At 72.3% G+C, this 25,054-nt stretch carries 27 protein-coding genes; 15 read left to right on the top strand and 12 right to left on the bottom strand.

All coding sequences use genetic code 11. The features are described 5' to 3' along the window. Positions 1-14: 14 nt before the first annotated feature. Positions 15-1,454 carry an FAD-dependent oxidoreductase gene (locus ACH4G3_RS15825; RefSeq protein WP_397624991.1) on the top strand — a complete coding sequence of 480 codons (1,440 nt, stop codon included), beginning with the start codon at positions 15-17 and terminating at the stop codon, positions 1,452-1,454. A gap of 12 nt (positions 1,455-1,466) precedes the next feature. Here the strand turns inward: ACH4G3_RS15825 and ACH4G3_RS15820 are convergent, their stop codons facing one another. After that, complete coding sequence (locus ACH4G3_RS15820; RefSeq protein WP_397624990.1) at positions 1,467-2,123, bottom strand: dienelactone hydrolase family protein; 657 nt, start codon at positions 2,121-2,123, stop codon at positions 1,467-1,469. Positions 2,124-2,268: 145 nt separating this feature from the next. Here ACH4G3_RS15820 and ACH4G3_RS15815 point away from each other — a divergent pair, with 145 nt between their 5' ends. The 4 genes from ACH4G3_RS15815 to ACH4G3_RS15800 are packed head-to-tail and all read left to right on the top strand — an operon-like array spanning position 2,269 to position 5,540. Continuing rightward, positions 2,269-3,249 (top strand): GlxA family transcriptional regulator, encoded by a 981-nt coding sequence (locus tag ACH4G3_RS15815; RefSeq protein ID WP_397624989.1) that lies wholly within the window; start codon positions 2,269-2,271, stop codon positions 3,247-3,249. A gap of 37 nt (positions 3,250-3,286) precedes the next feature. Then, on the top strand, positions 3,287-3,889 hold the full coding sequence (locus ACH4G3_RS15810) for a DJ-1/PfpI family protein (protein ID WP_397624988.1): 603 nt from the start codon (positions 3,287-3,289) through the stop codon (positions 3,887-3,889). Between the two features lie 55 nt (positions 3,890-3,944). Continuing rightward, positions 3,945-4,400: an archease gene (locus ACH4G3_RS15805; RefSeq protein WP_397624987.1), complete on the top strand. Its 456-nt coding sequence runs from the start codon at positions 3,945-3,947 to the stop codon at positions 4,398-4,400. Positions 4,401-4,433: 33 nt separating this feature from the next. Further along, positions 4,434-5,540, top strand: a complete 1,107-nt coding sequence (locus tag ACH4G3_RS15800; protein ID WP_397624986.1) for a CapA family protein — start codon at positions 4,434-4,436, stop codon at positions 5,538-5,540. A 601-nt stretch (positions 5,541-6,141) separates the two neighbouring features. Here ACH4G3_RS15800 and ACH4G3_RS15795 read toward each other — a convergent pair. Then, positions 6,142-7,167, bottom strand: coding sequence for a sigma-70 family RNA polymerase sigma factor (locus ACH4G3_RS15795; RefSeq protein WP_397624985.1), 1,026 nt, complete (start codon positions 7,165-7,167; stop codon positions 6,142-6,144). Positions 7,168-7,299: 132 nt separating this feature from the next. On the opposite strand from ACH4G3_RS15795, the gene ACH4G3_RS15790 reads away from it, so the two are divergent. Both ACH4G3_RS15790 and ACH4G3_RS15785 read left to right on the top strand, forming a co-directional pair. Beyond that, entirely contained in the window at positions 7,300-7,752 is a 453-nt protein-coding gene (locus ACH4G3_RS15790; protein WP_354742298.1) for a YbhB/YbcL family Raf kinase inhibitor-like protein, read from the top strand. 155 nt (positions 7,753-7,907) lie between these two features. Next, positions 7,908-9,170 (top strand): MFS transporter, encoded by a 1,263-nt coding sequence (locus ACH4G3_RS15785; protein ID WP_397624984.1) that lies wholly within the window; start codon positions 7,908-7,910, stop codon positions 9,168-9,170. Between the two features lie 62 nt (positions 9,171-9,232). On the opposite strand, the gene ACH4G3_RS15780 is transcribed toward ACH4G3_RS15785, so the two are convergent. Then, a complete protein-coding gene (locus ACH4G3_RS15780) occupies positions 9,233-9,661 on the bottom strand; it encodes a VOC family protein (RefSeq protein ID WP_020275995.1) in 429 nt (142 codons plus the stop codon). Positions 9,662-9,930: 269 nt separating this feature from the next. Between ACH4G3_RS15780 and ACH4G3_RS15775 the strand changes: the two genes are divergently transcribed. Beyond that, on the top strand, positions 9,931-10,305 hold the full coding sequence (locus ACH4G3_RS15775; RefSeq protein WP_397624983.1) for an SH3 domain-containing protein: 375 nt from the start codon (positions 9,931-9,933) through the stop codon (positions 10,303-10,305). A 52-nt stretch (positions 10,306-10,357) separates the two neighbouring features. Further along, positions 10,358-10,735: a peptidase M23 gene (locus ACH4G3_RS15770; protein ID WP_397624982.1), complete on the top strand. Its 378-nt coding sequence runs from the start codon at positions 10,358-10,360 to the stop codon at positions 10,733-10,735. A 60-nt stretch (positions 10,736-10,795) separates the two neighbouring features. Here the strand turns inward: ACH4G3_RS15770 and ACH4G3_RS15765 are convergent, their stop codons facing one another. Further along, complete coding sequence (locus tag ACH4G3_RS15765; RefSeq protein WP_354742288.1) at positions 10,796-11,245, bottom strand: hypothetical protein; 450 nt, start codon at positions 11,243-11,245, stop codon at positions 10,796-10,798. Positions 11,246-11,415: 170 nt separating this feature from the next. On the opposite strand from ACH4G3_RS15765, the gene ACH4G3_RS15760 reads away from it, so the two are divergent. Continuing rightward, a complete protein-coding gene (locus ACH4G3_RS15760; protein WP_397624981.1) occupies positions 11,416-12,627 on the top strand; it encodes a hypothetical protein in 1,212 nt (403 codons plus the stop codon). Here ACH4G3_RS15760 and ACH4G3_RS15755 read toward each other — a convergent pair. The 4 genes from ACH4G3_RS15755 to ACH4G3_RS15740 all read right to left on the bottom strand — a co-directional run bounded on the left by ACH4G3_RS15755 (position 12,603) and on the right by ACH4G3_RS15740 (position 16,804). Then, complete coding sequence (locus ACH4G3_RS15755; RefSeq protein WP_397624980.1) at positions 12,603-14,168, bottom strand: serine/threonine-protein kinase; 1,566 nt, start codon at positions 14,166-14,168, stop codon at positions 12,603-12,605. The two genes, ACH4G3_RS15760 and ACH4G3_RS15755, sit on opposite strands and share 25 nt — an antisense overlap. Then, the gene (locus ACH4G3_RS15750; RefSeq protein WP_397624979.1) at positions 14,165-14,968 is read right to left on the bottom strand and encodes a serine/threonine protein kinase; all 804 of its coding nucleotides are present in this window, start codon (positions 14,966-14,968) and stop codon (positions 14,165-14,167) included. Before ACH4G3_RS15750 ends, ACH4G3_RS15755 begins: the two co-directional genes overlap by 4 nt. Before the next feature lie 87 nt (positions 14,969-15,055). Continuing rightward, positions 15,056-15,793, bottom strand: coding sequence for a class I SAM-dependent methyltransferase (locus tag ACH4G3_RS15745; RefSeq protein ID WP_397624978.1), 738 nt, complete (start codon positions 15,791-15,793; stop codon positions 15,056-15,058). Between the two features lie 21 nt (positions 15,794-15,814). Then, positions 15,815-16,804 (bottom strand): SCO2400 family protein, encoded by a 990-nt coding sequence (locus tag ACH4G3_RS15740; protein ID WP_397624977.1) that lies wholly within the window; start codon positions 16,802-16,804, stop codon positions 15,815-15,817. Positions 16,805-17,136: 332 nt separating this feature from the next. On the opposite strand from ACH4G3_RS15740, the gene ACH4G3_RS15735 reads away from it, so the two are divergent. After that, entirely contained in the window at positions 17,137-17,586 is a 450-nt protein-coding gene (locus ACH4G3_RS15735) for a spore-associated protein (protein ID WP_397624976.1), read from the top strand. A 118-nt stretch (positions 17,587-17,704) separates the two neighbouring features. On the opposite strand, the gene ACH4G3_RS15730 is transcribed toward ACH4G3_RS15735, so the two are convergent. Beyond that, a complete protein-coding gene (locus tag ACH4G3_RS15730; RefSeq protein WP_397624975.1) occupies positions 17,705-19,069 on the bottom strand; it encodes an APC family permease in 1,365 nt (454 codons plus the stop codon). Positions 19,070-19,243: 174 nt separating this feature from the next. Here ACH4G3_RS15730 and ACH4G3_RS15725 point away from each other — a divergent pair, with 174 nt between their 5' ends. Beyond that, on the top strand, positions 19,244-20,026 hold the full coding sequence (locus ACH4G3_RS15725) for a DUF899 family protein (RefSeq protein WP_397624974.1): 783 nt from the start codon (positions 19,244-19,246) through the stop codon (positions 20,024-20,026). Between the two features lie 49 nt (positions 20,027-20,075). On the opposite strand, the gene ACH4G3_RS15720 is transcribed toward ACH4G3_RS15725, so the two are convergent. Together ACH4G3_RS15720 and ACH4G3_RS15715 are read right to left on the bottom strand one after the other, a co-directional pair. Continuing rightward, on the bottom strand, positions 20,076-20,993 hold the full coding sequence (locus ACH4G3_RS15720) for an LLM class F420-dependent oxidoreductase (RefSeq protein ID WP_397624973.1): 918 nt from the start codon (positions 20,991-20,993) through the stop codon (positions 20,076-20,078). Between the two features lie 63 nt (positions 20,994-21,056). Beyond that, positions 21,057-21,950 (bottom strand): AraC family transcriptional regulator, encoded by an 894-nt coding sequence (locus ACH4G3_RS15715; protein WP_397624972.1) that lies wholly within the window; start codon positions 21,948-21,950, stop codon positions 21,057-21,059. Between the two features lie 134 nt (positions 21,951-22,084). Here ACH4G3_RS15715 and ACH4G3_RS15710 point away from each other — a divergent pair, with 134 nt between their 5' ends. From ACH4G3_RS15710 to ACH4G3_RS15700, 3 genes are all read left to right on the top strand, one after another. Next, positions 22,085-22,675, top strand: a complete 591-nt coding sequence (locus tag ACH4G3_RS15710) for a non-oxidative hydroxyarylic acid decarboxylases subunit B (RefSeq protein WP_397624971.1) — start codon at positions 22,085-22,087, stop codon at positions 22,673-22,675. 67 nt (positions 22,676-22,742) lie between these two features. Beyond that, positions 22,743-24,167, top strand: coding sequence for a non-oxidative hydroxyarylic acid decarboxylases subunit C (locus tag ACH4G3_RS15705; RefSeq protein WP_397624970.1), 1,425 nt, complete (start codon positions 22,743-22,745; stop codon positions 24,165-24,167). Between the two features lie 36 nt (positions 24,168-24,203). Further along, a complete protein-coding gene (locus ACH4G3_RS15700; RefSeq protein WP_397624969.1) occupies positions 24,204-24,449 on the top strand; it encodes a non-oxidative hydroxyarylic acid decarboxylases subunit D in 246 nt (81 codons plus the stop codon). Position 24,450: 1 nt separating this feature from the next. Here ACH4G3_RS15700 and ACH4G3_RS15695 read toward each other — a convergent pair whose 3' ends face one another. Then, complete coding sequence (locus ACH4G3_RS15695) at positions 24,451-24,990, bottom strand: phenolic acid decarboxylase (protein WP_397624968.1); 540 nt, start codon at positions 24,988-24,990, stop codon at positions 24,451-24,453. Positions 24,991-25,054: the final 64 nt, after the last annotated feature.

Here is a 25,054-nt window from a genome sequence, read left to right as displayed (position 1 = left end):
GCGGGAGGACACCGATGCCGATCCTGCAAGAACCGCGCGAGCCCCGCACCGTCACCCTGCCCGAACGGCCCGCCCGGCACGGCGGCCGGACGGAGGTCCTGGTGGTCGGCGGCGGCCCGGCAGGGTTCGCCGCGGCGGTCGCCGCGGCCGACGCCGGGGCCGAGGTCGTCCTGGTGGAGCGCTACGGCTTCCTCGGCGGCAACGCGACGGCGGCGTTGGTCATGCCGCTGATGTCGTTCCACAACGAGCACAAGCAGGCCACCTTCAGCGAGTCCGGCGAGGACGCCCGCCTGCTGCCCACCGACCACGGCGAGGGCGAACCGGTCGTCCAGGGGGTGCTGTGGCGGCTGCTGGACCGGCTCATGGGGCGCGGCGGCTGCCTGAAGCCCTCCCCGAGGACCGGATACACGGTCCCCTTCGACCCGGAGCTCTTCAAGCTGGTCCTGCTCGACATGGTGGACGAGGCGGGCGTGCGGATGCTGTTCCACGCCTTCGCCTCCACGGCGCTGCGCCTCGACGACGGCTGGCGCGTGGTGTTCGAGACCAAGTCGGGGCCGGTCGTGATCGACGCCGACGTGGTCGTGGACGGCACGGGCGACGGCGACGTCGCGGCGGCCTGCGGGGCGCCGTACGAGATCGGCCGGCCGGAGGACGGGCTGGTGCAGCCGATGACGCTGATGTTCCGCGTCGCGGACTTCGCCCGGCCGGACTTCGCGGAGTACGTGCGGGAGCATCCCGACCAGTGGCGCGGCGTGCACGGCCTGTGGGACCTGGTCGAGGAGGCCCGGGCGGACGGTGATCTGCGGCTGCCGCGCGAGGACATCCTGTTCTTCGCGACCCCGCACCCGCGTGAGGTCAGCGTCAACAGCACCCGCGTGACCAGGGTGCTCGGCACCAGCGTGTGGGACCTGACCCGGGCCGAGTACACCGCCCGGCGCCAGCTCGCGGAGATCGACCGGTTCCTGCGCACCCGCGTGCCCGGTTTCGAGGAGTCGTACGTGGTGCAGAGCGGCACGCACATCGGCGTACGGGAGACCCGGCGCGTCGTCGGCGACTACCACCTCACCGGCCACGACATCCTGGCCGCCCGCCGCTTCCCGGACGTCGTCGCGCACGGCGCCTACCCGGTCGACATCCACAACCCGCGCGGCTCCGGAACGGTCCTGAAGCGGGTGCCCGAGGGCAGCTTCTACGACATCCCGCTGCGCTGTCTCGTGCCGCAGGGCACGGAGCGGCTGCTGGTGGCGGGCCGCTGCATCTCGGGGACGCACGTGGCGCACTCGTCGTACCGGGTCATGCCGATCGCGATGGCGACGGGACAGGCGGCGGGTGTGGCCGCCGCGCTGACCGTACGTCACAAGCACGGGCCGCGGGGTGTGCCGTACCGGCTCGTGCAGCGGGAACTGCTGCGGCAGGGCGCCCGGTTGCGCATCGACCTGCCGGTGGGCGGCTGACGCGGGCCGCCGTCAGCCCGCCGTCGTCCGCAGCTGGTCGTGGCACCACTGCCGGGCCACCTCGGTGACCTGGCCGAGCGCGCCCGGCTCCTCGAACAGGTGCGTCGCGCCGGGCACCACGTGGAGGGTGTGCGGGACGTGCAGCCGCCGGGCCGCTTCCTCGTTGAGCCGCAGCACGTGCTGGTCCCGGCCGCCCACGATCAGCAGTACCGGAGCCCGGACGGCGTCCAGGGCGTCGCCGGCCAGGTCGGGCCGCCCGCCGCGCGAGACGACCGCCGGCACCCGGTCGGGGCGTTCGGCGGCGGCGACCAGGGCCGCGCCCGCGCCGGTGCTGGCGCCGAACAGGACGACGGGCAGGCCCTGGGTGCCGGGAGAGTGTGCCAGCCAGTCGATGGCGGCCACCAGCCGGCGGCCCAGCAGGGGGATGTCGAAGCGGAGTTCGGCGGTGCGGAGGTCCAGCCGTTCCTCCTCCTCGGTGAGCAGGTCGATCAGCAGGGTGCCGAGTCCGGCGGTGCGCAGGCCGGCGGCGACCTCGCGGTTGCGGGGGCTGTGCCGGGAGCTGCCGCTGCCGTGCGCGAACAGCACGACGGCGCGGGCGGCCGGCGGCACGGTCAGATCGCCGGTGAGCGTCGCGCCACCGGCAGGCACGGTGACCGTCTGGGAGTTCATCGGAGGCCTCCTCTCCCCCACGTCCCTCGTCCTGCCGCCCGCCTACCCACACTGGGGCGGCCGTCCCGCCTCGCCTCCGGTATGGCGCGATCCGTGGGATGCGTGTCGTTGACGCCATGCCCCGGGCCGGAGGAGCGTGGAGGGCGTGACTTCCCGCCGTGTCGTCTTCGTCGTCTTCGACGGCTTCCAGCCGCTCGACCTCACCGGTCCGCACGAGGTGTTCCACAGCGCGGGCGACGACTACGTCTGCGAGGTCGTGGCGCCCCGGGCGGGACCGGTCAGGTCGGTCAGCGGGCTGCTCGTGCATGCCGGGCACGGCGTGGCGGACCTCGGCCCGGCCGGGATCGACACACTCGTGGTGGTCGGCGGCCGGGGTGTCGACCAGGCCCGGCAGGACGAGGCGCTGGTCTCCTGGATCGCCGCCGCGGCGGCCGGTGCCCGGCGCGTGGCCTCGGTGTGCAGCGGGGCGTTCCTGCTGGCGGCGGCGGGGCTGCTGGACGGGCGCCGGGTCACCACGCACTGGGCCCGCGAGCAGCAGTTGGCCCGGGAGCATCCCGAGGTGCGGGTGGACTGCGAGCCGATCTTCGTCCGGGACGGGCCGGTGTGGACGTCGGCCGGTGTGACGGCCGGCATGGATCTGGCGCTCGCCCTGGTGGAGGACGATCTGGGCCGGGACGTCGCGCACGCCGTGGCCCGGCAACTGGTGCTGTTCCTGCGGCGGCCGGGCGGCCAGTCGCAGTTCAGCGTGGCGCTGTGGTCGCGGCAGCCGGCGACGGACCCGGTGCGGGCCGCCGTCACCGCGATCCACGCCGATCCGGGCGCCCGGCACGACATCTCCGGTCTCGCCGCGCACGCCGGGCTGAGCCCACGGCACCTCCAGCGCCGTTTCACCGCCGAACTGGGCGTGCCGCCGGCCGCGTACGTCGAGCGGGTGCGTATCGAGGCGGCCCAGCGCGCCCTCACCGAGGGTGACGAACCGGTCGAGGCCATCGCCCGCCGCTACGGCTTCACCACCGCGGAGACCATGCGCCGTACGTTCCACCGCCGGCTCGGCATCGCGCCGTCCGAATACCGCGCCCGCTTCCGCTCCACCGCGGAAGCCGCCGACGCTCTCCACGTCTCGTAGAAACACTCACCACGTCTCACAGAAAAGGGGAACCGGTATGACGACATACGGCCTGCTGGTCTTCGAGGAAGCAGAGGAGCTCGACTTCGTGGGGCCCTGGGAGGTCTTCACCGTCTCCGCCCGGCTCCGCGACGGCGCCGATTCGGCCGTGCTCGTCGCCGAGCACCCCGGGCCGGTGCGCTGCAACAAGGGCCTGCGCGTCCTGCCCGACCACACCCTCGACGACCATCCGCCCCTGGACGTGCTGCACGTGCCCGGGGGCCGGGGCGCGCGCGAGGTGCAGCTGCACAACCCGGTGGTCACGGACTGGATCGGGAAGACTGCGGAGCGGGCCGCGTGGGTGCACGGCGTGTGCACGGGCACGTTCCTGCTGCACGCCGCGGGTCCCGCGCGCGGGCGGCGGGTGGCCACGCACTGGAGCCAGGAGGACACCCTGGAGGCCCGCGGTGACGTGACGGTCGTCCGGGACGTCCGCTACGTCGTGGACGGCAAGCTGGTCACCAGCCAGGGCGTCTCGGCCGGTATCGACAGCGCGCTGTGGCTGGTCGGGCGGCTGCACGGCCGGGACCACGCGCGGGCCGTACGGCGCTACATCCAGTACGACCCGGCGCCGCCGTACCTCGCGGACGAGCCCGTCTGATCCACCGCCGGGCCGGTCGCTGCATGGGTGGGGCAGCCTCGGGCAGTCGATGTTCATGGGCGGTGACAGGGGCGACGACGGACTGGGACGGCAGGCGGGCGAGTGCGGGCACCGGGCGGTGCCGCATCCGGAGCGCATCCGGATCGAGGCGTGGGCGGCGTGCCGGGAACACTGTCTGGCGGAGGCCGTCCTGGCGATGGTGGAGTGCTTCGCGGACGTCTCCGGAGTGCGTCCGACCGCCGTGGACCGGGTGCGGCTGGCCGAGGCCAGCGACGACGACCTGCTCGCCGCGCTGCTGGACGAGATCATCTTCCGGCTGGAGGTGTACGGCCAGGTGCCCGTGGACGTGGAGGCGGACGAGGCCGACGGCGGCCTGGACGTACGGCTGGCGGTCACCGGCCTCGCGGACGTGGAGATCACCGGGGCGGTCCCGACGGCGGTCGCGTGGGACGAGCTGCGGATCGGGCCGGGTCCCTACGGGTGGTCGTGTGCGGTGACGGTCGACGCGTGACCCTGCCGGCCGTGGTGCGCCTACCGTGGAGGTGTGGGCGGCGGCGTCGTGACGCTGTTCCTGTGCGGTGACGTGATGCTCGGGCGCGGCGTCGACCAGATCCTGGCGCACCCCGGTGACCCAGCACTGCGGGAGGCGTACGTCGAGGACGCGCGGTCCTACGTCCGGCTGGCGGAGTCGGCGCACGGCCCGGTGCCGGCGCCCGTCGGTCCGTCCTGGCCGTGGGGCGAGGCGCTGCGGGTGCTGGACGAGGCCGCCCCGGACGCCCGGATCGTGAACCTGGAGACGTCGGTGACGTGCGCGGACACGTTCGCCCCGGACAAGGAGATCCACTACCGGATGCACCCGGCCAACCTGCCGGCCCTGGCCGTGGCCCGGCCCGACGTGACCGTCCTCGCCAACAACCACGTCCTGGACTTCGGCCGCCCGGGCCTGCTGGAGACGCTGGACGCGCTGGCCCGGGCGGGGCTGCGGACGGCGGGTGCGGGACGTGACGCCGAGGAGGCGTACGCACCCGCCGCGGTTCCCCTCCCCGGTGGCCGCCGCCTGCTGGTCTTCGCCCTCGGCGCGCGCTCCAGCGGCATCCCGTCCGGCTGGGCGGCGACCGCTGACCTGCCCGGTGTGGCGTACGTCCCCGAGCTCTCGCCCGCCGCGGCCGACTCCGTGCTGCGGCACGTCCGGCGGGCCCGCCGGGCCGGTGACCTTACCGTCGTGTCGGTGCACTGGGGCACGAACTGGGGGTTCCGCGTGCCCCGGGAGCAGGTCCGCTTCGCGCACGCCCTCGTGGACGGCGGGGTCGACATCGTCCACGGCCACTCCTCACACCACCCCCGCCCGCTGGAGGTGTACCGGAACCGGCTGATCCTCTACGGCTGCGGTGACTTCATCGACGACTACGAGGGCATCACCGGCTACGAGGAGTACCGCGACGACCTGCGGCTCGCGTTCCTCGCCTCGGCCGAGCCGGACAGCGGCCGACTGGCAGCACTGCGCATGGTGCCGCTGCGGGCACGCCGCATGCGACTGGAGCCCGCGTCCCGCGCGGACCGCACATGGCTGCGGACGACGCTCGACCGGATCAGCCGCGGGGTGGGGGTGACACCGACACCGGACGGCTCGCTGGCGTTGACGGGCGGGTGAACGTGAACGGGGGGCTCGGCGGAAGCCGGTCAGGCGGGGCCGCGCGGGATGGGCCGGTGATAGCTCGGGCGGGCCGACCGGACAGCGCCCGTGGGCGGATGCACCGGGGGCGACTCGACCGACCGCCGGGCCGACAGCGCCCACAGCATCAGCGGGGGCGGCTCGGCTGACCGGTCCGGCAGTGCCGCCGGCGGATGGGCCGGTGGCGACTCAACCGGCCACCGGGCCGACAACGCCGTCAGGCAATGGTCGGTGACAGCTCGGTTGGCCGCGTCCGGCGGTGCCGCCGGCCGATGGGCCGGTGGCGACTCAAACGGCCACCGGGCCGACAACGCCGTCAGGCAACGGATCGGTGACGGCTCGGGTGGCCGCGTCCGGGATCACCGCCGGCGGATGAACGGGGCGGCTCGGCTGACCGGTCCGGCAGTGCGGCGGACGGACCTGTGGTCGCTCGCCGCCGGGCAGGCAACGCCGTCCTGGCCGGCCGGACCAGCAATGCCGGCCGCGGATGAACCGGTGGCGTCCCGCAGCGCCGTCGGCGGATGAGTGAGGGGTGGCTCGGCCGGCCGCCCGGTCCTGCGGTGCCGCATGAGGTGGGAGGTCAGCCCGCCCAGGCCATCAGCCGTTCCCGGTTGCCCGGCTCCCGCAGGCGGGCGAGGGACTCCTTCTCCAGCTGGCGTACCCGCTCGCGGGTCAGGCCGACGCGGCGGGCGACCTCGTCCCGGCTGCGGGTGTGGCCGTCGTGCAGGCCGTAGCGGAGGCTGAGGATCATGGCCTCGCGGGGCGCGAGCGTGCCGACGGCCTCGTGCAGTTCCTCGGCGAATGCCTGGTACTCGGCCACCTCCGGGGCCTGGAGCACCTCGGTGTCGGGGATGAGGTCGCCGACGACGGTCTCGCCGGTCTCGTCCACGGGCGTGTCCAGGCTGACGGCCTGGCGGCCGACGCGGCGCAGCCAGCCGATCCGGTCGGCGGCGAGGCCGCTCTCCCTGGCCACTTCCTCGACGCTCGGTTCGCGTCCCAGGTCGAGTTGCAGACGCCGTTCGATCTTGGCGACCTTCTGGAGCTGCTCGACGACGTGCATCGGCAGCCGTACCGTGCGCGCGTGCGCGGCCAGGCCCCGCTCGATCGCCTGGCGGATCCACCAGGTCGCGTAGGTGGAGAACTTGAAGCCCTTCGTGTGGTCGAACTTCTCCACGGCCCGGATCAGCCCCAGGTTGCCCTCCTGGATGACGTCCAGCAGGGGCAGGCCCCGGTGGGCGTGCCGTTTGGCCATCGATACGACGAGCCGGAGGTTGGCGCGGACCATGTGGTCCTTGGCGGCCTGCCCGTCCCGGGCGGCCTCCTCCAGCTCTCCCCGCCGCTCGGGCGCGAGGTCGAGTTCACCCGCGTCGGCCCGTTCCAGTTCCTCCAGCGCCCGCACGCCGGCCTCCAGCCGCCGGGCCAGCCGGACCTCGTCCTCCGCCGTGAGCAGCGGTGTCGCCGCGATCTGCGTGAGGTACTGGCCGAGGAGGTCGGGTTCCTCGTCGGGCTCGGGGATGCGGTTGCGCAGCCGTGCGGTGCGGGCGGGGGCGCGGCGGTCCTCCCCGGGGTGTGCCGCTGCCGTGGAGTCTTCTGCCAGGGGAGACATCTTCGTGATCCTCCGTCCCTGCCTCTTTCCGGCTCGCTGCCTCTTTCGGGCTGGTTCCGGACGGCTCACGGGTACCCGAGGCGGTTCGTCCCGAACCGCATGTCCGGGTCCCGCGGGGGTACCCCGGGGCACATGACCGGCATCGAACTGCGCAGCAACGCGTTCAACGACCACTCCTTCATCGCGCGCCGGTACGCGTACGAGGGACCGAACGTCTCTCCGCCCCTGACCTGGAGCGGCGTACCGGACGACGCGGCCGAACTGGTCCTGCTCTGCGAGGATCCCGACGCCCCGTCGGGCACCTTCGCGCACTGGGTCGTGGTCGGCATCGACCCGCACAGCGACGGCGTCGAGGCCGGGCACTGCCCACCGGGCGGCACGGAACTCGTCAACGGCTACGGGCAGCAGGGCTGGGGCGGCCCGCATCCGCCGCCCGGTGACGACGCACACCACTACTTCTTCCGGCTCTACGCCCTGTCCGAACCGTGCGTCCTGCCCGACGCGCCCCGCGCGGACCAGGTGCACGAGGAGGTCGAGAAGCGCCGCATCGCGGACGGCACGCTGGTGGGTCTGTACCAGCGCTGAGACGGCTCACGGGTGGGACCCCCGTGCACCCGTGACACAACGGTTGGTTGTGCCACGGGTGACGGACGGTTGTTTGCCCGGGCGCCCCGTTGCCCGCTTGGATGGCTGCCGGTCAACACCGGGTTGTCCGCGGGAGCTGGGGGTGTGCGCCGGGTATGGCGGGCAGACGGTCGCTGGGGCGGCGGTTCGGGTGGCTGTGGGGCGCGTACGCGGTCAGCACGGCCGGCACATGGCTCGCGTTCGACGCGTTCGCGCTGCTCGCGGTCCTGGTGCTGGACGCGGGACCGACGCAGGTGTCACTGCTGGCGGCGGTGGGACCGGCGGTCGGCGCGGCCGTGTCGGTGCCGCTCGGACCGTGGGTGGAGGTCCGCCGCAAACGGCCGGTGATGATCGCGGCGGACCTGGTGCGGTGTGCGGTGCTGCTGAGCATCCCCATGGCGTTCGCCCTGGGCCGGCTGGGTTTCGTACAACTGCTGCTGGTGTCGGTGGCGGTCGCGGCGGCCGACATCACCTTCAACGCGGCGGCCGGGGCGTTCCTGAAGGACCTGGTGCCGCGGCGGGACCTGCTCGTCGCGAACGGCCGGTTCGAGGCGACGAGCTGGACGGCCAGCATGGTCGGACCGCCGCTGGGCGGGGCCGCGATCGGACTGTTCGGTCCGGTGACGACCGTGGTGGCCGACGCGGTGTCCTATCTGCTCTCGGCGTCCGGCCTGCGGGCGATGGGCGGCGAGGAGAAACACCCCGTGCGGCCCGCGGCCCCCGAGACCCGGCCCCGGGCGGGTGACCTGCTCGACGGCTGGCGCCACATCCTGGCCGACCCGGCGCTGCGCCCGCTCTTCTTCAACACGGTCCTCGCCAACTCCCTGATCATGGCGGCTTCGCCACCGCTCATGGTCCTCCTGGTCGGTGAGCTGCGGTTCGCCCCGTGGCAGTACGCGCTGGCCTTCGCGGTGCCCTGCACGGGCGGCCTGCTCGGCTCGCGTCTGGCACCACGGCTCGTCGCACGGTGGGGCCGGCATCACGTCATGTTCACGGCGGGGGTGCTGCGGGCGTGCTGGTCGGTCGGGCTGGCCTTCGTCGGCCCCGGTACGGCGGGGCTGGCGCTGGTCATGGTGGTCGAATTCGGGCTGATCACCTGCTGTGCCGTGTTCAACCCGGTGTTCGCCACGTACCGCCTCGACCGGACCCCCGCGGACCGGGTCACCCGTACCCTGGCCGCCTGGTCGGCCACCGGCAAGGCCACCACGGCGGCCGTGACCGCCCTGTGGGGCCTGGTGGCCCATCTGACCGGCCCCCGGACGGCCATAGCCCTGGCCGGCGTCTTCCTCCTCTTCACCCCAGTGCTGCTCCCCCGCCGCGACCAGGCGCCGGACACCGGCCCGGAGCCGGCTCCTCTGGCGCTGAAGGACGGCGCCTGAACGGCCGGACCGGGGCCGGGATCTGCTCGTTCTACGAGGTCCCGACCCCGGCCCGGGCCGGCTCAGATCGCCCCGGGCACGTCCTCCGTGACGCCGTTCAGCGGCGAGGACGGGTCCGCGCCGTACGGGCGGGTGATGATCTCCAGGCCGTGGCCCGCCGGGTCGAGGAAGTACACGCCCCGGCCGCCGTCATTGCGGTTGATCTTGCGCGGGTGGTTGCCGTGCGGGTCGGCCTGGATGGGGATCCGGGCCGCGACGAGCCGGGCGAGGGCCTCGTCGAACTCGTCCTCGGAGACGAGGAACGCGTAGTGCTGCATGGGGATGTCGGCGTCGATGGTGAGGAAGTCCAGCGTGACGCCGTTGGCGGTCGTCACCGGCAGGAACACCCCGGCCGGTGCCCCGACCTCCAGACCCAGGATCTCCGCGAGGAAGCGCGCGGACTTCTCTCTGTCGCGGGACAGGACGATGGTGTGATTGAACTCGACTGACACGGTTGAATGCCTCCACGGGCATCTCCGCGGCACCTCCATGTCTCACCCGGCCGGTGACCGACACGCGATGCCGCGCGGTGGATCGTAGACAGCGGCGGGTGTGGTCGTCGAGCGGTTTTCGGCCGTATCGCACCGCCCCTGTCCGACGGACCAAGTCCCCGGGCCCGCACCACAGTTGCCCCGCACGACCCTGACAATTGTCAGGGACCGCGTCGCCCCTGGTCTCCCTACAGTTCTGAGCGTCGGCCACACCTCAGGGGGAACTCGACATGTCCACTCGCATCTTCGCCAGGGCCGCGCTCGTCGGCGCCGGGGCGCTCGCGCTGCTCGGCTCGCTCACCGCGGGGACCGCCGCCGCGTCCGCCGCCGGCGAGCAGAGCGGCTCTCGCATCATGGCCGCGCCGTACGCGGTCGTGCCCTACGAGACCGTCAACGTCCGCTACGGACCGGGCACTTCCTACGGCATCCTCGCCACCGTTCCGGCGGGGCAGCCGCTCGGCGCCTACTGCTGGACCCGCGGCGAGCGCATCACCGACAACGGCTACTCCAACGACGTCTGGGTGAAGCTCCTCGAGGGCTACGTCAGCGCCGTGTACCTCAAGGGCAACGAGTACGGCGACCTGCCCGCCTCGGCGCGCTGCTGACCCGGACCATGACCACACCCGACCACACCATCGTCCTACGGGGGACAGACACATGAAGCGAATGACCATCCGTACCGCCATGGGCCTCGCCGTGGCCGCGCTCGCCGTCGGCGGCCTCGCCACCACCGCCCAGGCGGCCCCGGCCGCCGCCGCAAACAACGGCGACCCGACCCTGACCGACGTCTACGTCTGGGCCACCGACGTCAACCTGCGCCAGCAGCCGACCTCCGCCTCCCCTCGTCTCGCCGTCCGTTCGCAGTGGTGGGCGGACGCAGTGTGCCAGACGCAGGGCCAGACCGTTCACGACCCGGCCGTCGGCACCAACAACTGGTGGACGGCGGTCCAGGAGTTCGCCGGCAGTGACATCGCCTGGGTGAACAACCTGTACATCCGGGGCGGCCAGAAGATCGCCGGAGTTCCGGACTGCTGACGCGCCATGCGCCACAGGGGGCGGACCGGAGCACCGGCCGCCCCCTGTCGCGGGTGCGGCTCAGTACCAGCCGGTCGCGGTCAGGTCGTGGCCGTCGCACGAGAGCAGGGCGCGCGAGACGCGGCCGTTGAGGTTGTTCCCCATCTGCGTGTAGGCGTAGGTGATGCCGGGGTCGACGGTCTCGGAGACCCAGCCGTCGACACGTCCCACGCCGCTGTCGGAACGCTGGAGTACGGCGGCGCAGCCCGGCCGGGAGTTCTCGATCCGGGCGAAGGAACCGCACTTGTCGGAGTAGAAGTACTTCAGGGCCATGCCTTCGGCGTACTTGGTGGCCCCGATCTGCCGGAACGTGCCCGAGCAGTAGTTCGTGGTGGGGTATTGGCCCTCGTTCCCGTAGGCGCCGTAGTTGCCGCCCGAGTGCGGCGCGGCGTGGGCGGCGGTCGGGAGGAGCGCCATCACCGCTGCGGCGCCCCCGGCGGCCAGCAGTGTCCTGAGCGATCGGCGGCTCATGAGCCCCCTCTTTCATGTGTGTCGGCGGATGTCCTGGTCGTGCGCGGGCGGGCCGGCGATCCGGCCGGCCATCGCTCACTGGGGTGACCGTACGGGCGGTCACCAGGCCGCCGACACCTGACATTTATCAGGGTCGAACCCCCAGGTCGTCCCTTCTCGGAAAGGCAACCATGCGCATGATCCTGCGCGGCGCCGCCGCGCTCGCGACGATCGTCACGGTCGCGTCGCTCACCGGCGGTGCGGCTGCGGTCCCCAGGCCGGGGACGTCCGCCCCGGTGGCACAGGCCGCCCGGATTCCGGACGGCGTCACCGCCGGGGTCGCGGTCTTCGACCGCCGGACGGGCACGTTCACCGAACAGGTCGACGAGAGCGCGCGGTTCCGTTCCGCCTCGGTCGTCAAACTGCTGCTGGCCCTGGACTTCCTGTGGGACCGTGGCCCCGAGTACACGATCCCCGAGGCCGACCGGGCGCTGCTCGAGCCGATGCTGCGCAGCAGCGACGACGATGCCGCGGACCACTACTGGTCGGAGTACGGCGGCTCGGCGATCATCGACCGGATGACCACCCGGCTCGGTCTGCGGGACACCGCGCCGCCACCCGCCGGGTACGAGGGCTACTGGGGCTACACCGCCCTCTCTGCCCGGGACACCGTGGCGATCTACCGCTACATCCTGGACGAGGCGCCCGCCCCCGTACGCGACTTCGTCATGGACAACCTGCGCCGCTCCACACGCTGCGCCTCGGACCGCTTCGACCAGCACTTCGGCATCGCGGGCTCGTTCGACCGCCCCTGGGCGGTGAAGCAGGGCTGGTCCGGGGGGTACGCGAAGGGGACGTGCGGCGCCTCGGTGACGGCGGCCGAGGCGGAACCGGCCGCCGCTCGCGCCACCAGAGCCGCCGCTCCCGGGACCGAGGCCGCGGCCGGCGTGGACCTCACCCGCCCGGCACTGCACACCACCGGCACGGTGGGCGCCGACGACCGCACGATCGTTGCCGTGCTGACGCTGCATCCGGTCGGCACGTCGTACGGGAAGGCGTACACCGACCTCGGCCGGCTGACCCGCTCGCTGAACGTGCCGGGCGGGGTGCGGCCCGCGGGGGCGTGGTTCGGCACCTGGGGCGAGTTCGTGAACGTCCGCAGGGGCCCGGCCACGGGCGAGGCCCGGGTCACGCAACTCCCGGCCGGGGTCGAGGTGCTGGTGGGCTGCCAAGTCCGGGGCCAGGTGGTCAGCGTGCCGCCCTACACCAACGAGTGGTGGGCCTATCTGCCCCAGTACGGGGGCTACATCTCCAACATCTACGTCAGCTCGCCGGACAACCGGCTCCCGGACATCCCGCAGTGCGGCTCATCAGGAGTTCAGCGCTCGTACTCGGCGAGGTAGCCCAGCACCTTGTCCACGTGCGGGCGTACCCGTGCGGGGACGCCGCCCTCCTCGATGACCGTGCGGTCGCTGGTGCGGTAGCCGGCCGCGACCAGCGCGGGCAGGTCCTTCTTCGGCAGTCCCTCCTGTTTGAAGCGCTGGTCGAGCCAGCACACGTACAGGCTCATGGTGGCGATCGCGTCCGGCGGCGACATGTGGTCCTTGTCGCCGTCCCCGTCGCCGTCCACCGCCCAGGCCCGGAACACCGACGGCGTCCACATGGCGATGCCGTACTCCTCGCTCTCCGGGCGGGCGGCGTTCACGTCGAAGCCGCTCTCGGCCTTGAGCAGCGCGGCGAGCAGGGCGGGGGTGATCTCCTCGTCGGTGCAGCGGTGGGCGGCGCGGGCGATGACGGGGCGCAGCGCCTCGGGTACGTCGGAGTCCTCCGGGATCTCGCCGGGCACCGGGCGGTGCGCGCCGGTCACGGTGGCGGGGGCGCCGCGGCCGCGGTCGTCGTCCTGGGTGTCGCCGGCTCCGCCGAGGAGTGCCACCCCGGCGACTGCGGCGGCGGTCAGGACGACGAGCCCGGCCGCCACGGCCGGCATCAGGCGTCGCGGGCGGCGGGGCGGACCGTCGGTGAGGTCCTCGACGCGGGCGGCGACGTCACGGGCCGTGTGCGGGAGCCGGGTGGTGTGGTCGGGCGCCAGGCAGTCGGCGATCAGCCGCCGCAGTCCGTCGCCGAGGCCCGCGTCGAGCCGCAGGGGTGCGGTGCCGCGCGCGTAGGCCTGGGCGGCGAGGGAGCGGGCCCGGGCCGTCGCGCCCGGGAAGGGGTGGAGCCCGCCGGTGAGCACCTGGTGGGCGAGGACGCCGAAGGCCCAGATGTCGGCCGTGGGCCGGACGACGGCGCCCTGGGTGCCGGTGCGCTGGGACCACCACTCGGGCGGCAGGTGGTCGAGGGTGCCGAGCGGCGGCAGATGGGCGTGGGTGCCGTCGAGTTCGGCGGCCAGCCCGAAGTCCGCCAGCCACACCTGTCCGGCCGGGCCCAGCAGGACGTTGGCGGGCTTGAGGTCGCCGTGCACCCAGCCGGCGTCGTGCATGTGGGCGAGTCCGGCGGCGACTCCGCGCAGGACACGGTCGGCGCCGTCGATGGGCCCGCCGGTGGCGGCGGCGTCCAGGACGTCCTTCAAGCTGGCCTCGGCCCGGTCCATGACCAGCGCGAACGCGCCGTCCAGGGTGGGCAGTTCCGGTGCCTCGACGGTGCACACGGCGTGGGTGCGCACGAGGTGGGGGTGATCGGCATCGGCGCTGAACCGGACCTCGCGCTCCACCAGTTCACCGAGCGCTGCCCGCTGCCCGGGCCCCAGGGCACCGGTCGGGAGCACCTTCACGGCCACGGGCGTGCCGTCGGCGACGGTACGGGCCTCGTACACGGTCCCCCAGCCGCCGGAGCCGATGACCGCGCCCACCTCCCAGCCGTCGATCCGGAACCCCTCCGGGAGGCGGGGCGGCCCTGGTATCTCCAGATCGTCCGCCATGTCGTCCGGGACGTCGGGTCTCGTCATGCGCCTGCCTCCTGCGGCGTGAGGCGCCCGGCACCGCGGGACGGCAGCAGGCTGAGGTGTTCTTCGCGCACCAGGCCGAAGCGCAGGGCGACGGAGGCGAGCCGGGAGCGCTTGGCTCCGGTGCGGCCGCCGTCGCCGCCGGTCGCGGTCTCCTCGCCGACGTCCAGGCGCAGTTTGGCGAAGGCCAGGTAGTCGATGTGGTAGTTGACCGCGGAGCGGGTCAGGTCCCGGCAGGACTCCAGCGGCCGCAGCCGCTCGACGATCTGCCCGACCCCGGGCAGCGCCGAATCGGAGGGGTCGCGCAGCCGGGGTTCGCACAGGGCCACCAGCACGAGGAAGTACTTCGACGTCGGGTCCAGGGCGAAGGGGTGGACGGTCTGTTCCCCGCCGCCCGGCGCGGACTGCTCACCGAGGTAGGCGTGCTGGGGCGCGAACACCTTGAAGGTCGCGGTGCCGGACAGGGCGGGGAGCACCACGCGCGAGAACTCGAACGGCACGGGCGCGCCGAGCCGCCCCGGGGCGACGGTCAGGTACTCGCCGGCTCCCTCCAGGTTCTCCACCACGTACGACATGCTGCGGCTGTAGTTGGACAGCCGCCAGTAGTCCCCGGCCGCCTCCAACTGCCCGGCCCGGCGCGAGATCCCGGGATCGGTCAGCACGATGCGCAGCTCCGCGCCGCCGGGCGTGCCGCGGCCGAAGTCGGCGATGTCCCCGGGCCCCAGATGGATCAGGTCGGGCCTGCCTGTCTCGTCCGCGCCCCACTGCGCGGGGCCGGGCAACTGCACGATGATGGTTTCCACGCGGACTCCCCCGCTGCTGACGCCCCCGATTTGGTCGCCAGGATTGTACGGGCGGATTCCGCTTGCGCGGAGGCGGCAGGGCCCGCGTCAGTGGGCTGTTCCCGGCCGCCGTGCGACGAACACGAACTCCCGGCCCGGCCGGTCGGGCGCGTCGCGCACGTCCTCCACCGCGAAGCCCTGCGCGACGAGTTCCGCCTCGGCCTCTTCCCGGTCGCGGAAACGGAGTGTGGAGTCCGACGTCAGCACCTGCCCGTCCGCGGCGAACACATAGGTCCACCGGAACGTCACCAACGGCCCGCTCACGTCGAGCAGATCGACCCAGGACTCGACGGCGCCGACGCCGGGTACGTCCGTCACGGTGTGCGTGGCCTCGCGGTTCCACTCCTCCCAGGCGCGGCGGGCCGGGACCCGGGTCTCGAACACGAAACGGCCGCCGGGCCGCAGGGCGGCACGGGCCCCTCGCAGGGTCCTTTTCCAGTCCTCGGGATCGACGACCGCCTGTGCGGCGTTGCCCGTCATCGTCGCGAGGTCGGCGGCCAGGGGCGGGAGGGTCGTCGCGTCGCCGTGGATCCACCGCACCCGCTCGCCGCCCGGCTTGCCGCGGGCCACGTCCAGGGACGCTCCGGCGGGATCGACGCCGACGACGTCGACGCCGCGTCGCGCCAGCAGCAGCGCGAACACGCCCGTGCCGCAGCCGAGGTCGAGCACCCGGCGCGCCCCGAACTCCTCCGCCATGCGCAAGTACGGTTCGAGATCGGCGCGGTCGGGGTCGAGCGGGTCGTAGACCGCGGCGAGCCGCGGATGCCGGAAGCACTCGTCTGCCATGGCTCCGATGCTACGGACGACTCAGCCCAGGCAGATGACGAGCACGCACAGCTCCTTGGAATCGGAGTCGGAGCCGGAGTTCGCTGGAGGCGTCGCGGCCGGAGTGGGGCTCGCCGTGGACGGGGTCGTCTCGGGGGACGCGGCCTGCTGCGAGTCGTTGCCGGTACCGGCTGCGGGCGGGGTCGTCTGCTGCTCGGTCACCGTCGACGTGGACTTGCCGGTGCTGCCGGTGACGGTGTCGACCGTGTCCGGGACCGTGGTCCTCGGCTGCGTCGTCTTCGGCAGCTTCCGGGGCGCTGCGGCCGCGTCCGTCCGCGGATCCGCCGGTGTGCTGCGGGGAGCGGCGGCCCGGGGCTGCTCGCGCTGCGAGGTACGGCCGGCGTGCGGCGGAGTGGCGGTCGTGGCCGAGGACCGTGCGGGGTCGCTCAGGGTCGACGTCGGTTCGGTGTACGCCGGCGCCTGACCGTCGGCGCCGCCCATGGTCGTGTCCTCCGGCGCCGTGGCCGACTGCACGCCGTGCGTGGAGTCGCCCTTCATGGCGGCGACGGTGAGACCGCCTCCGACGAGCGCGACGGCGGTCGCCACCACGGCCCGGCGCTGGTTCTTCTTCCAGCGGGCCAGCTGGCGACGCCGTGCCGCGCGCCCCTGCTGCGGGGCCTGGTAGCCGTCGGCTCCGGTGGTGGTCTCCGGGGCGTCATGTCCGTGGGACGGATCCGTGTCAGGGGTCTCATGGCCGTCGGACGCGTGGGTGCCGAGGCTCTCGTGGCGGCCGCCGGACGATCCGGTGTACGCGAGGGGGAGCTCACGCGTACCGGCGCGGTTGGTGTCCCACACGCTGCCGTCGTCCCACACGTTCCCGTCGGGCGATGCGCCGGACGCGGCCGGATACTCCCATGCGGCGGGTCCGGTACGGCCGTCGGCGGCGGGGGCGATGTCCGGGGCGTAGGCGCCGCACCCCGGGCAGACCAAGGCGCCGTTGAGGTGCCTACGGCACGAGGAGCAGTAGTCCATGTGTGGTCTTCCCGATCTGGCTGTGTCGGCGGCTCGCCGGCCGCGGCCTGGTCACGATCGCACGTGGGATCGAGCCGTAACGCTAACGAGACTTTGGAAGGGGGATGTGCAGCACGTGTGACACCCCTGAGCAGATCCTCTGGATCTCGCGTGTGCCATGACTGACTCATGAGTAAACGCGGCGGGTCCCGGGCATGCTCGGGCGCCCGCCGAGGCAGGGCCCTCGCCCCCCAACTCACCGAATTTTCCCGCGAACTGACACACAACCCTTTGAGTGTCCGGCGGGTCACACCATGCAGGAGCAACCACTCGAAGAGTTGCAAGGGGGAAATATGCGATTCACCCGTTCCGTCCTGACCGCGTCGGCCTTGGCGGCGCTGACCGTGGGGACCACGACCGCCCTGGCGTCACCCGCCTCCGCCGCGCCCAACACCACTCCGCAGAAGGTCTGCGGCAGCGCCTACAAGACGGTGAACTCGGCGGCCGTCGGTTCCCTGGGCACCGTTTACCTGACGTACAACGCCGCCAACGGGCAGAACTGCGTCACGACCATCCGCAACAACCCGGGTACCGCCGTGGACATGGGCGCGTGGATCTACGTCCCCGACACCGAGGAAAGCCACGAGGACGTCGGGCGCTTCTCGTCCTTCGCCGGACCGACCTACGTCTACGGCAAGGGTCACTGCGTCGACTGGGGCGGCAGCATCAAGAACGTGTACGTGCAGGTGTACGGCTCCAACTGCGGCGCCCTGAAGGAACACCGGGTCACGTTCACGCGCTGACCTACCTCGAACCACCGTGTAACACCCCCTGCCGGGCCATCACGCTCCCGTCGCCGTCGCGCGGGAGCCGTGGTGGCCCGGTGCCCATTCGGCGCGCGCCACCTCGCGGGTGTCCTGCTCACGCCTCGCCGCGTACTTTGAGCACCGCCTTGTTGAGCACCCACAGCCCGATGCCGATGGCCACCAGCACGCCCGCCCGGATGTAGACCTCCGCGGGCCGGTCGGACAACGGGCTGGCCAGGATCAGGGCGGTGATCGCACCGAGCACCGGCAGGGCGGTCGGCGTACGGAAGTGCTGGTGCTCGACGCGGTCGCGGCGCAGGACGAGGACGGCGATGTTGACGACGGCGAAGACGCACAGCAGCAGGAAGGCCGTGGTGTCGCCGAGGCCCTCGATCTCCCCGGTGGAGACCAGGCCGATGGCGAGGAGCGAGACGAAGACGATACCGACGACCGGGGTGCGGCGCCGGGGCAGTACCCGGCCCAGGGCACGCGGCAGGATGCGCTCGTTCGCCATGCCGTAGCAGAGGCGGGACGCCATCATGATGTTGATCAGTGCCGAGTTGGTGACCGCGAACAGCGCGATCAGGGCGAAGAGTTTGGGCGGGAAGTCGAGGCCGCCGGCCTTGACGACCTCCAGAAGCGGGCCGCTGGAGGCCTCCAGCACGCGGTAGTCGACGAGCAGCGAGGAGACCAGGGCGACCAGGACGTAGATGGTGCCGGTGACGGCGACGCCGGTGAAGATGGCGCGCGGGAACGTCCGCACGGGATCCTTGGTCTCCTCGGCCATGTTGACGGAGTCCTCGAAGCCCACGAAGGCGAAGAAGCCGAGGGCCGTCGCCCCCAGCACGCTGGTGAGCAGCGCGTAACCGGTGCCCTCGGCCTGGAACTCACCGAGCCGGGAGGGTTCGCCGTCACCGGTCAGGACGGCCCAGGCGCCGATCGTGAGGACGACGAGCAGGCCGGTCAGTTCGACCACGGTGAGGACCACGTTGGTCTTCACGGATTCCGACACGCCCCGCAGGTTCAGCGCCGCCAGGGCGAGGATGAACAGGATCGCGATGAGCGTGGGCGGGAAGAAGTCCGTGAACTCGGACAGGTAGTCGCCGCTGAAGGCACGGGCGGCCGCGCTCGCCGAGGACAGGCCCGAGCACATGACCATGAAGGCGACGATGAACGTCAGGAACGGGACCTGGAACGCCCTTTGGGTGTAGAGCGCGGCTCCGGCCGCCTTCGGGTACTTGCCGACGAGCTCGACGTACGAGGCGGCCGTCAGGATCGCGACGACGAACCCGATGACGAACGGCAGCCACAGCGCCCCGCCGACCTTGCCGGCGACCTGACCGGTGGTGGCGTAGATGCCGGTGCCGAGGATGTCACCGATCACGAACAGGATCAGCAGTCTGGGGCCGATGGCACGCCGCAGCGGGGTGTCGTCCCCGCTCTCCGACGCGGCGGCTGCATCCCTGTCGGTTGCGGACACGAAAGCTCCCTGAGGCGTTCGACACGGACCGGAACAACGTCTCTCCTGCCCGGAAACGCCTCGACTCAGCCTCGCCGCCGCACGATGAGTTTCGGCGGGGTCGGGAGTCTGTTCCGGTGAGCGTCCGACGACGGCGTACGACGCTGTCCGGCACAAGACACCACGGAGGACACCATGACGACCACTCCGGACGATGCGGCCACCGAGCTGCCCGGCCGCCCGCCCGTCGCCGACCTGGCCACCTGGCAGGCCGCCCGGGACGAGCTCCTGGTCCGCGAGAAGGCCCACACCCGCGAGGGTGACGCGATCGCCGCGGCCCGCCGCCGGCTGCCGATGGTGGAGTTCGACGGGAGGGTCGAGGTCGTGGGACCCGACGGCCCGGTCCCGTTCCTGGGGCTGTTCCAGGGGCGCGACGAGCTCGTGGTCTACAAGCACATGTGGTACGACGGCGCCCCGCACCAGGGGCAGTGCGAAGGCTGCACCACCACGGCCTGGCACCTGAAGGACGCCGTCTGCCTCAACGCCCGCGGCGTCTCGTTCGCCGTCGTGACCACGGGCCCCTGGGACGAGGTGGCCCCTTACGTCGACTTCATGGGCTACACCCAGCCCTGGTACTCGGTGCGCGACGTGGCCGCGCCGGTCGGCGGCGAGATGGGTTACCTCACCTGCTTCCTGCGCGACGGAGACCGCGCGTTCCTCACCTACTCCACGACGGGCCGCGGCAACGAGCGGGTCAACGGGTCCCTCGGCCTGCTCGACATGACGCCCTACGGCCGCGGCGAGGCGTGGGAGGACAACCCCGAGGGCCGGCCCGAGGGGCGCAGCCCCTGCTGGTCCTGGCGCTCGGACGCGGACGGGAACGCCACCTGGGGCCCGACCAGCCGCCCCGTGCCGCAGTGGACCCGCCCCGGCGTGACACCTGTGGAGACCCTCGGCCGGCACGGCCACCACCACTGACGCGCCTTGGCCGACGGCCCCGGCACGGGACGTCAGGTGCCGGGGCGCCTCAGCCGTTCGCCAGCTCTCCGAGCAGCTTCCAGGTGCGGCGCCGGTCGGCCTCACCGCCCAGGTCCGTCATGGTGAACACCACCTCCGTCGCCCCGGCCTCCCGGTACCGTGCCACCTCGGCGGCGACGGCCTCCTCGTCGCCGATCGCGGCCAGGTCGACGGCCCGGGTGCCACCGGACAGTCCGATGACCCGCTGGTAGGAAGGAAACCGCTCGTAGAAGGCGAGCGCCTCGGTCGCCTTCTCCCGCACGGCCTCGGCGTCAGCGGTGACCACGCCGGGGACGAACGCCACGACGCGGGGCGCCGGACGGCCCGCCGTCCCGGCTGTGGCGGTGACGGCCGGGACGATGTGCTCGGCGAGGGCGCGCGGGCCGGCCAGGTACGGCAGGATGCCGTCCGCGAGTTCGCCGGAGACGCGCAGCGCCTGCGGCGCCATGGCGGCGACCAGCAGCGGCACGGGTGGTTCGGCACCCGGCACCGCAGCCGGCAGCGGGGTGGCGGCGGTCAGCAGCTCTCCGCGGAATTCGGCGCTGCCCGTTTCGAGGAGTGGGCGCAGGGCGGTGAGGAACTCCCGGAGCAGTCGGATCGGGCGCTCGTGCGGGATGCCGAAACCGGTCTCCGTCAGGTGCTTGGTGCCGAGCGCGAGCCCGAGGTGGTAGCGGCCGCGGGTCGCCGCCTGGGCGGTCTGGGCCTGGCTGGAGATGAGCAGGGGATGACGGCCGAATATCGGGATCGCGGCCGTCCCGACGTGCAGCCCGGGTACCTCGCGGCCGACGATCGCGGCCAGCGAGGGTGAGTCGTAGGCGAAGGTCTGACCGAACCACGCGGAACGTAATCCGGCCTCGTGGGCTTCCCGCGCCAACTGCACCGTGCCGTCGATGTCATGGTGAAGCGGGAGCGCTACTCCGATAGTCATGACCAGGGCAACTGCACGCCCGCGTACCGGCATTCCCGCGTGCCGGACATCACCGACGGCGACTCATCGCGGGCCGCCCCGGGCCCGGTTGCGGAAAGCTGCCGGGGTCTCCCCGGCGCGCTGCCGGAAGAAACGGGTGAAGGCCGTGGGGCCGGGGAAGCCGATACGTTCGCCGACGGCGGTGGCGGGCAGGTCCGTGTGTACCAGCAGGCGCTTGGCCTCCAGGAGCACCCGGTCGTCGATCAGGCGCTTGGCACCGGACCCGGTCGCGGCCCGGGTCGCGCGGGTGAGGGTGCGCACGCTGTAGCCCAGCTGCCGGGCGTACTCCTCCACCCGGTGGCTGCGGGTGAAGTCACGCTCCACGGCCTGCCGGAAGCGCCGGTACGCCTCGCTGCCCGCCTCGTCGCCGTCCTGGGCGCCGCGCAGGTGGGCCAGGCGCAGCACGAGGACGGCGAGCAGATGCCGGACCACCTCGATGTGGACGTCCAGGGGCAGTTCGGCGAGTCGGCGGTGCTCGCTCTCCAGCAGTTCCAGGACGCGCCGGAGCGCCTGCCGCTGGTCCTCGTCCCGGAGTACGAGCGGCTGCCGCGGGGCCGGCTGGTCGACACGGGCGGCCTCGACCGTGGGGCTGCCGAGGAAGCCGGACGGGAAGAGCACGACGGTGCCCCGTGCTTCGGCGAGGTCGGTGCCGAACTGAAGGATCTGGCCGGGCCGCGCCCAGAGCCAGTCGCCGCCGGACAGCGTGTGGCCGGTGAAGTCCAGCGAGCACCGCAACGTACCGGAGCGCACCGTGATCAGGTGGTGGAAGGCGGGGCGCAGGGGGGCGAAGGCGTCGACTCCGTGGCCGTGCGCCCGGGCCAGCAGCCCGGCGAAGTCCAGCACCTCGACTCCCGGCGGGGCTCCGACGGAGGGCCGGAACGGGAGGTCGGTGACGTCGTCGTGTCCGTTTCTGTTCATAGCCTGTCGCCAGGGTATGCGCTTGAGCCTCGCAGATGCACCTAGCGTGAAGGGGTCCGGAGGTGAGCGGTGACCGAAAATGACAGCTGCGCTGTGGCCACCGTCGTCGAATCGGTGCGAGGGAGCTGACCGCTGTGCGACTGATCGTGGGAATGACGGGCGCGACGGGTGCCGCCTTCGGCGTCCGGCTGCTGGAGAACCTGCGCGAGCTGCCCGGGGTGGAGACCCACCTGGTGCTCTCCCGCTGGGCACGCACCACCATCGAGCTGGAGACCGGGCTCTCCGTCGCCGAGGTGAGCGCACTGGCCGACGTCACGCACCCGCCCGAGGACCAGGGCGCGACCATCTCCTCGGGGTCCTTCACGACCGACGGGATGGTGATCGTCCCCTGCTCGATGAAGACACTGGCCGGGATCCGGGCCGGTTACGCCGAGGGGCTGGTGGGCCGCGCCGCCGACGTGGTCCTCAAGGAGCGCCGGAAGCTGGTCCTCGTCCCGCGGGAGACCCCGCTGAGCGAGATCCATCTGGAGAACATGCTCGCCCTGGCACGGCTCGGCGTGCAGATGGTGCCGCCGATGCCCGCCTTCTACAACCACCCGGCCTCCGTCGACGACATCGTGGACCACATCACCGCCCGCATCCTCGACCAGTTCGAGCTGCCCGCGCCCGCCGCCAGGCGCTGGGAGGGCATGCGCGCCGCCCGCGCCCTCAGGACCGCGGTCTGAACACCACCCCCTCCTCCTCCCGCACCTCCGCAACCCCCACACCGCCGTAGACAAGGACATCTTCGCCATGGCCCATGACGACCTGCGTTCCTTCCTGGCGACCCTCGACAAGGAGGGCCAGCTGCTGCACATCGCCGAGGAAGTGAACCCCGAGCCGGACATCGCCGCCGCCGCCAACGCCGCCCCTCGCCTGGGCGACGCGGCCCCGGCCCTGTACTTCGACAACGTGAGGGGCTTCACCGACGCCCGGATCGCGATGAACGTGCACGGCTCATGGGCCAACCACGCGCTCGCCCTCGACCTGCCCAAGGAGACCGGCACCAAGGAGCAGGTCGAGGAGTTCATCCGCCGCTGGGCGGAGTTCCCCGTCGCCCCCGAACGGCGGGACGACCCGCCATGGGCCCAGAACACCCAGGAGGGCGACGACGTCGACATCTTCCGCGTGCTCCCGCTGATCCGGCTCAACGACGGCGACGGCGGCTTCTACATCGACAAGGCCGCGGTCGTCTCCAAGGACCCCGAGGACCCCGAGCACTCCGGCAAGCAGAACGTCGGCATCTACCGCATCCAGGTCAAGGGCAAGCGCAAGCTCGCTCTGCAGCCGGTCCCCATGCACGACATCGCCCAGCATCTGCGCACGGCCGAGGAGACCGGCGAGGACCTGCCCGTCGCCATCACCATCGGCAACGACCCGGTGATCTCCATCGTGGCGTCGACCCCGATGAAGTACGACGAGAACGAGTACGAGCTGGCCGGTGCCCTGCGCGGCGCCCCGGCGCCGATCGCCGAGGCCCCGCTGACCGGACTGCCCGTGCCGTGGGGGTCGGAGGTCGTCATCGAGGGCGTGATCGAGGGCCGCAAGCGGGAGATCGAAGGCCCCTTCGGCGAATTCACCGGCCACTACTCCGGCGGCCGCAGCATGACCGTCATCCGCATCGACCGGATCTCCTACCGCACTGACCCGATCTTCGAGCACCTCTACCTCGGCATGCCGTGGACCGAGGTCGACCACCTGATCGCCGCGAGCACCTGCGTGCCGCTGTACGAGCAGCTCAAGAAGGACTTTCCCGAGGTCCAGGCCGTCAACGCGATGTACACCCACGGGCTGGTCGCCATCGTCTCGACGAAGAAGCGCTACGGCGGCTTCGCCAAGGCCGTCGGGACACGCGTGCTCACCACCCCGCACGGCCTCGGCTACGCCGCCACCGTCATCGTGGTCGACGAAGACGTCGATCCCTTCAACCTTCCGCAGGTCATGTGGGCGCTGTCCACGAAGATGAACCCGTCCGGCGACCTGATCACCATCCCCAACCTGCCCGTGCTGGAGCTGGCCCCGCAGGCGCAGTCCCCCGGCATCGTCGACAAGCTCGTCATCGACGCGACCACCCCGGTCGAGCCCGACCTTCGCGGCAACTACAGCACCCAGGTCCATGACCTGCCCGAGGCCGCCGAGTGGCTCACCCGGTTGCAGCGGCTCTCCGCCCGCCGCTGACCAACGCCCAGCCCACCCCCGGAAAGGACACCGGCCATGGCCGACCCGACCGCCACCATCTGCCCCCGCTGCGCCCACCAGACCGTCGACCTGGTCTTCAGCTCGCCCGTCCCGGGCGTCTGGGACGTGCTGCAGTGTCCGCAGTGCCTGTACATGTGGCGCACGAGCGAGCCCGCCCGCCGCACCCGGCGCGACGCATACCCCGAGCTGTTCCGGATGACCGCCGAGGACATCCGCAACGCTCCCGAGGTACCCGCCGTCCCGCCGCTGAGGACGCCTTGAGCTAGTTGGTGCGGTCGGACCAGCCCTGCGGGAGGTCTCCGGGGGCCGTGGAGATGACCGTGTCGTCGTCGGGGCCGACGTACTCGAAGAGCGTGATCTTGGCGAATTCCGGGACGACGTGGATCGGATAGGTCGGGCCCTCGTCGCGGTACTTGCGCATCTCGTCGAGGTGGTCGTTCTGGTAGACGACGGTGCGTTCGCCGTGTTCCTCCACCCAGCGCGGGAAGAAGATCACGCCGTGCAGACGGCGCTTGCCGGGCATGACGTTGACGCAGACCGACGTACCGGTGGGCTCGTTCCAGGAGATCTTGTAGTGGTCGTCGTCCAGTTGGACGAGGTCGACCCGCTGGTCCTTGACCCAGCGGCCGCCCACCATGCCGGAGTGGATCCGGTAGTCGATGGTGGTCGGGTTCTTCACGTACATCTCGTACTGCCAGCCGTTGGCGTAGGTGTAGATGAAGCGGTGACCGACGATCCCGGAGAACTCCTGTGCCGGGACAGGGTTCTCGACGGTGGTCACGTGTGCTCCGTTGCCGGCCATGGGGGTACCTCCTTGCTGCCGCGCGTGCCGATGCGGCGCACCGTACGAGTAACCCCCTTCGCAT

The sequence above is a fragment of the Streptomyces afghaniensis genome (genome assembly GCF_044327915.1).
Taxonomy (GTDB): Bacteria; Actinomycetota; Actinomycetes; order Streptomycetales; family Streptomycetaceae; genus Streptomyces; species Streptomyces afghaniensis.
The sequence above is the reverse complement of the archived record's forward strand: the minus strand, read 5'-3'. Positions and strand labels throughout refer to the sequence as shown.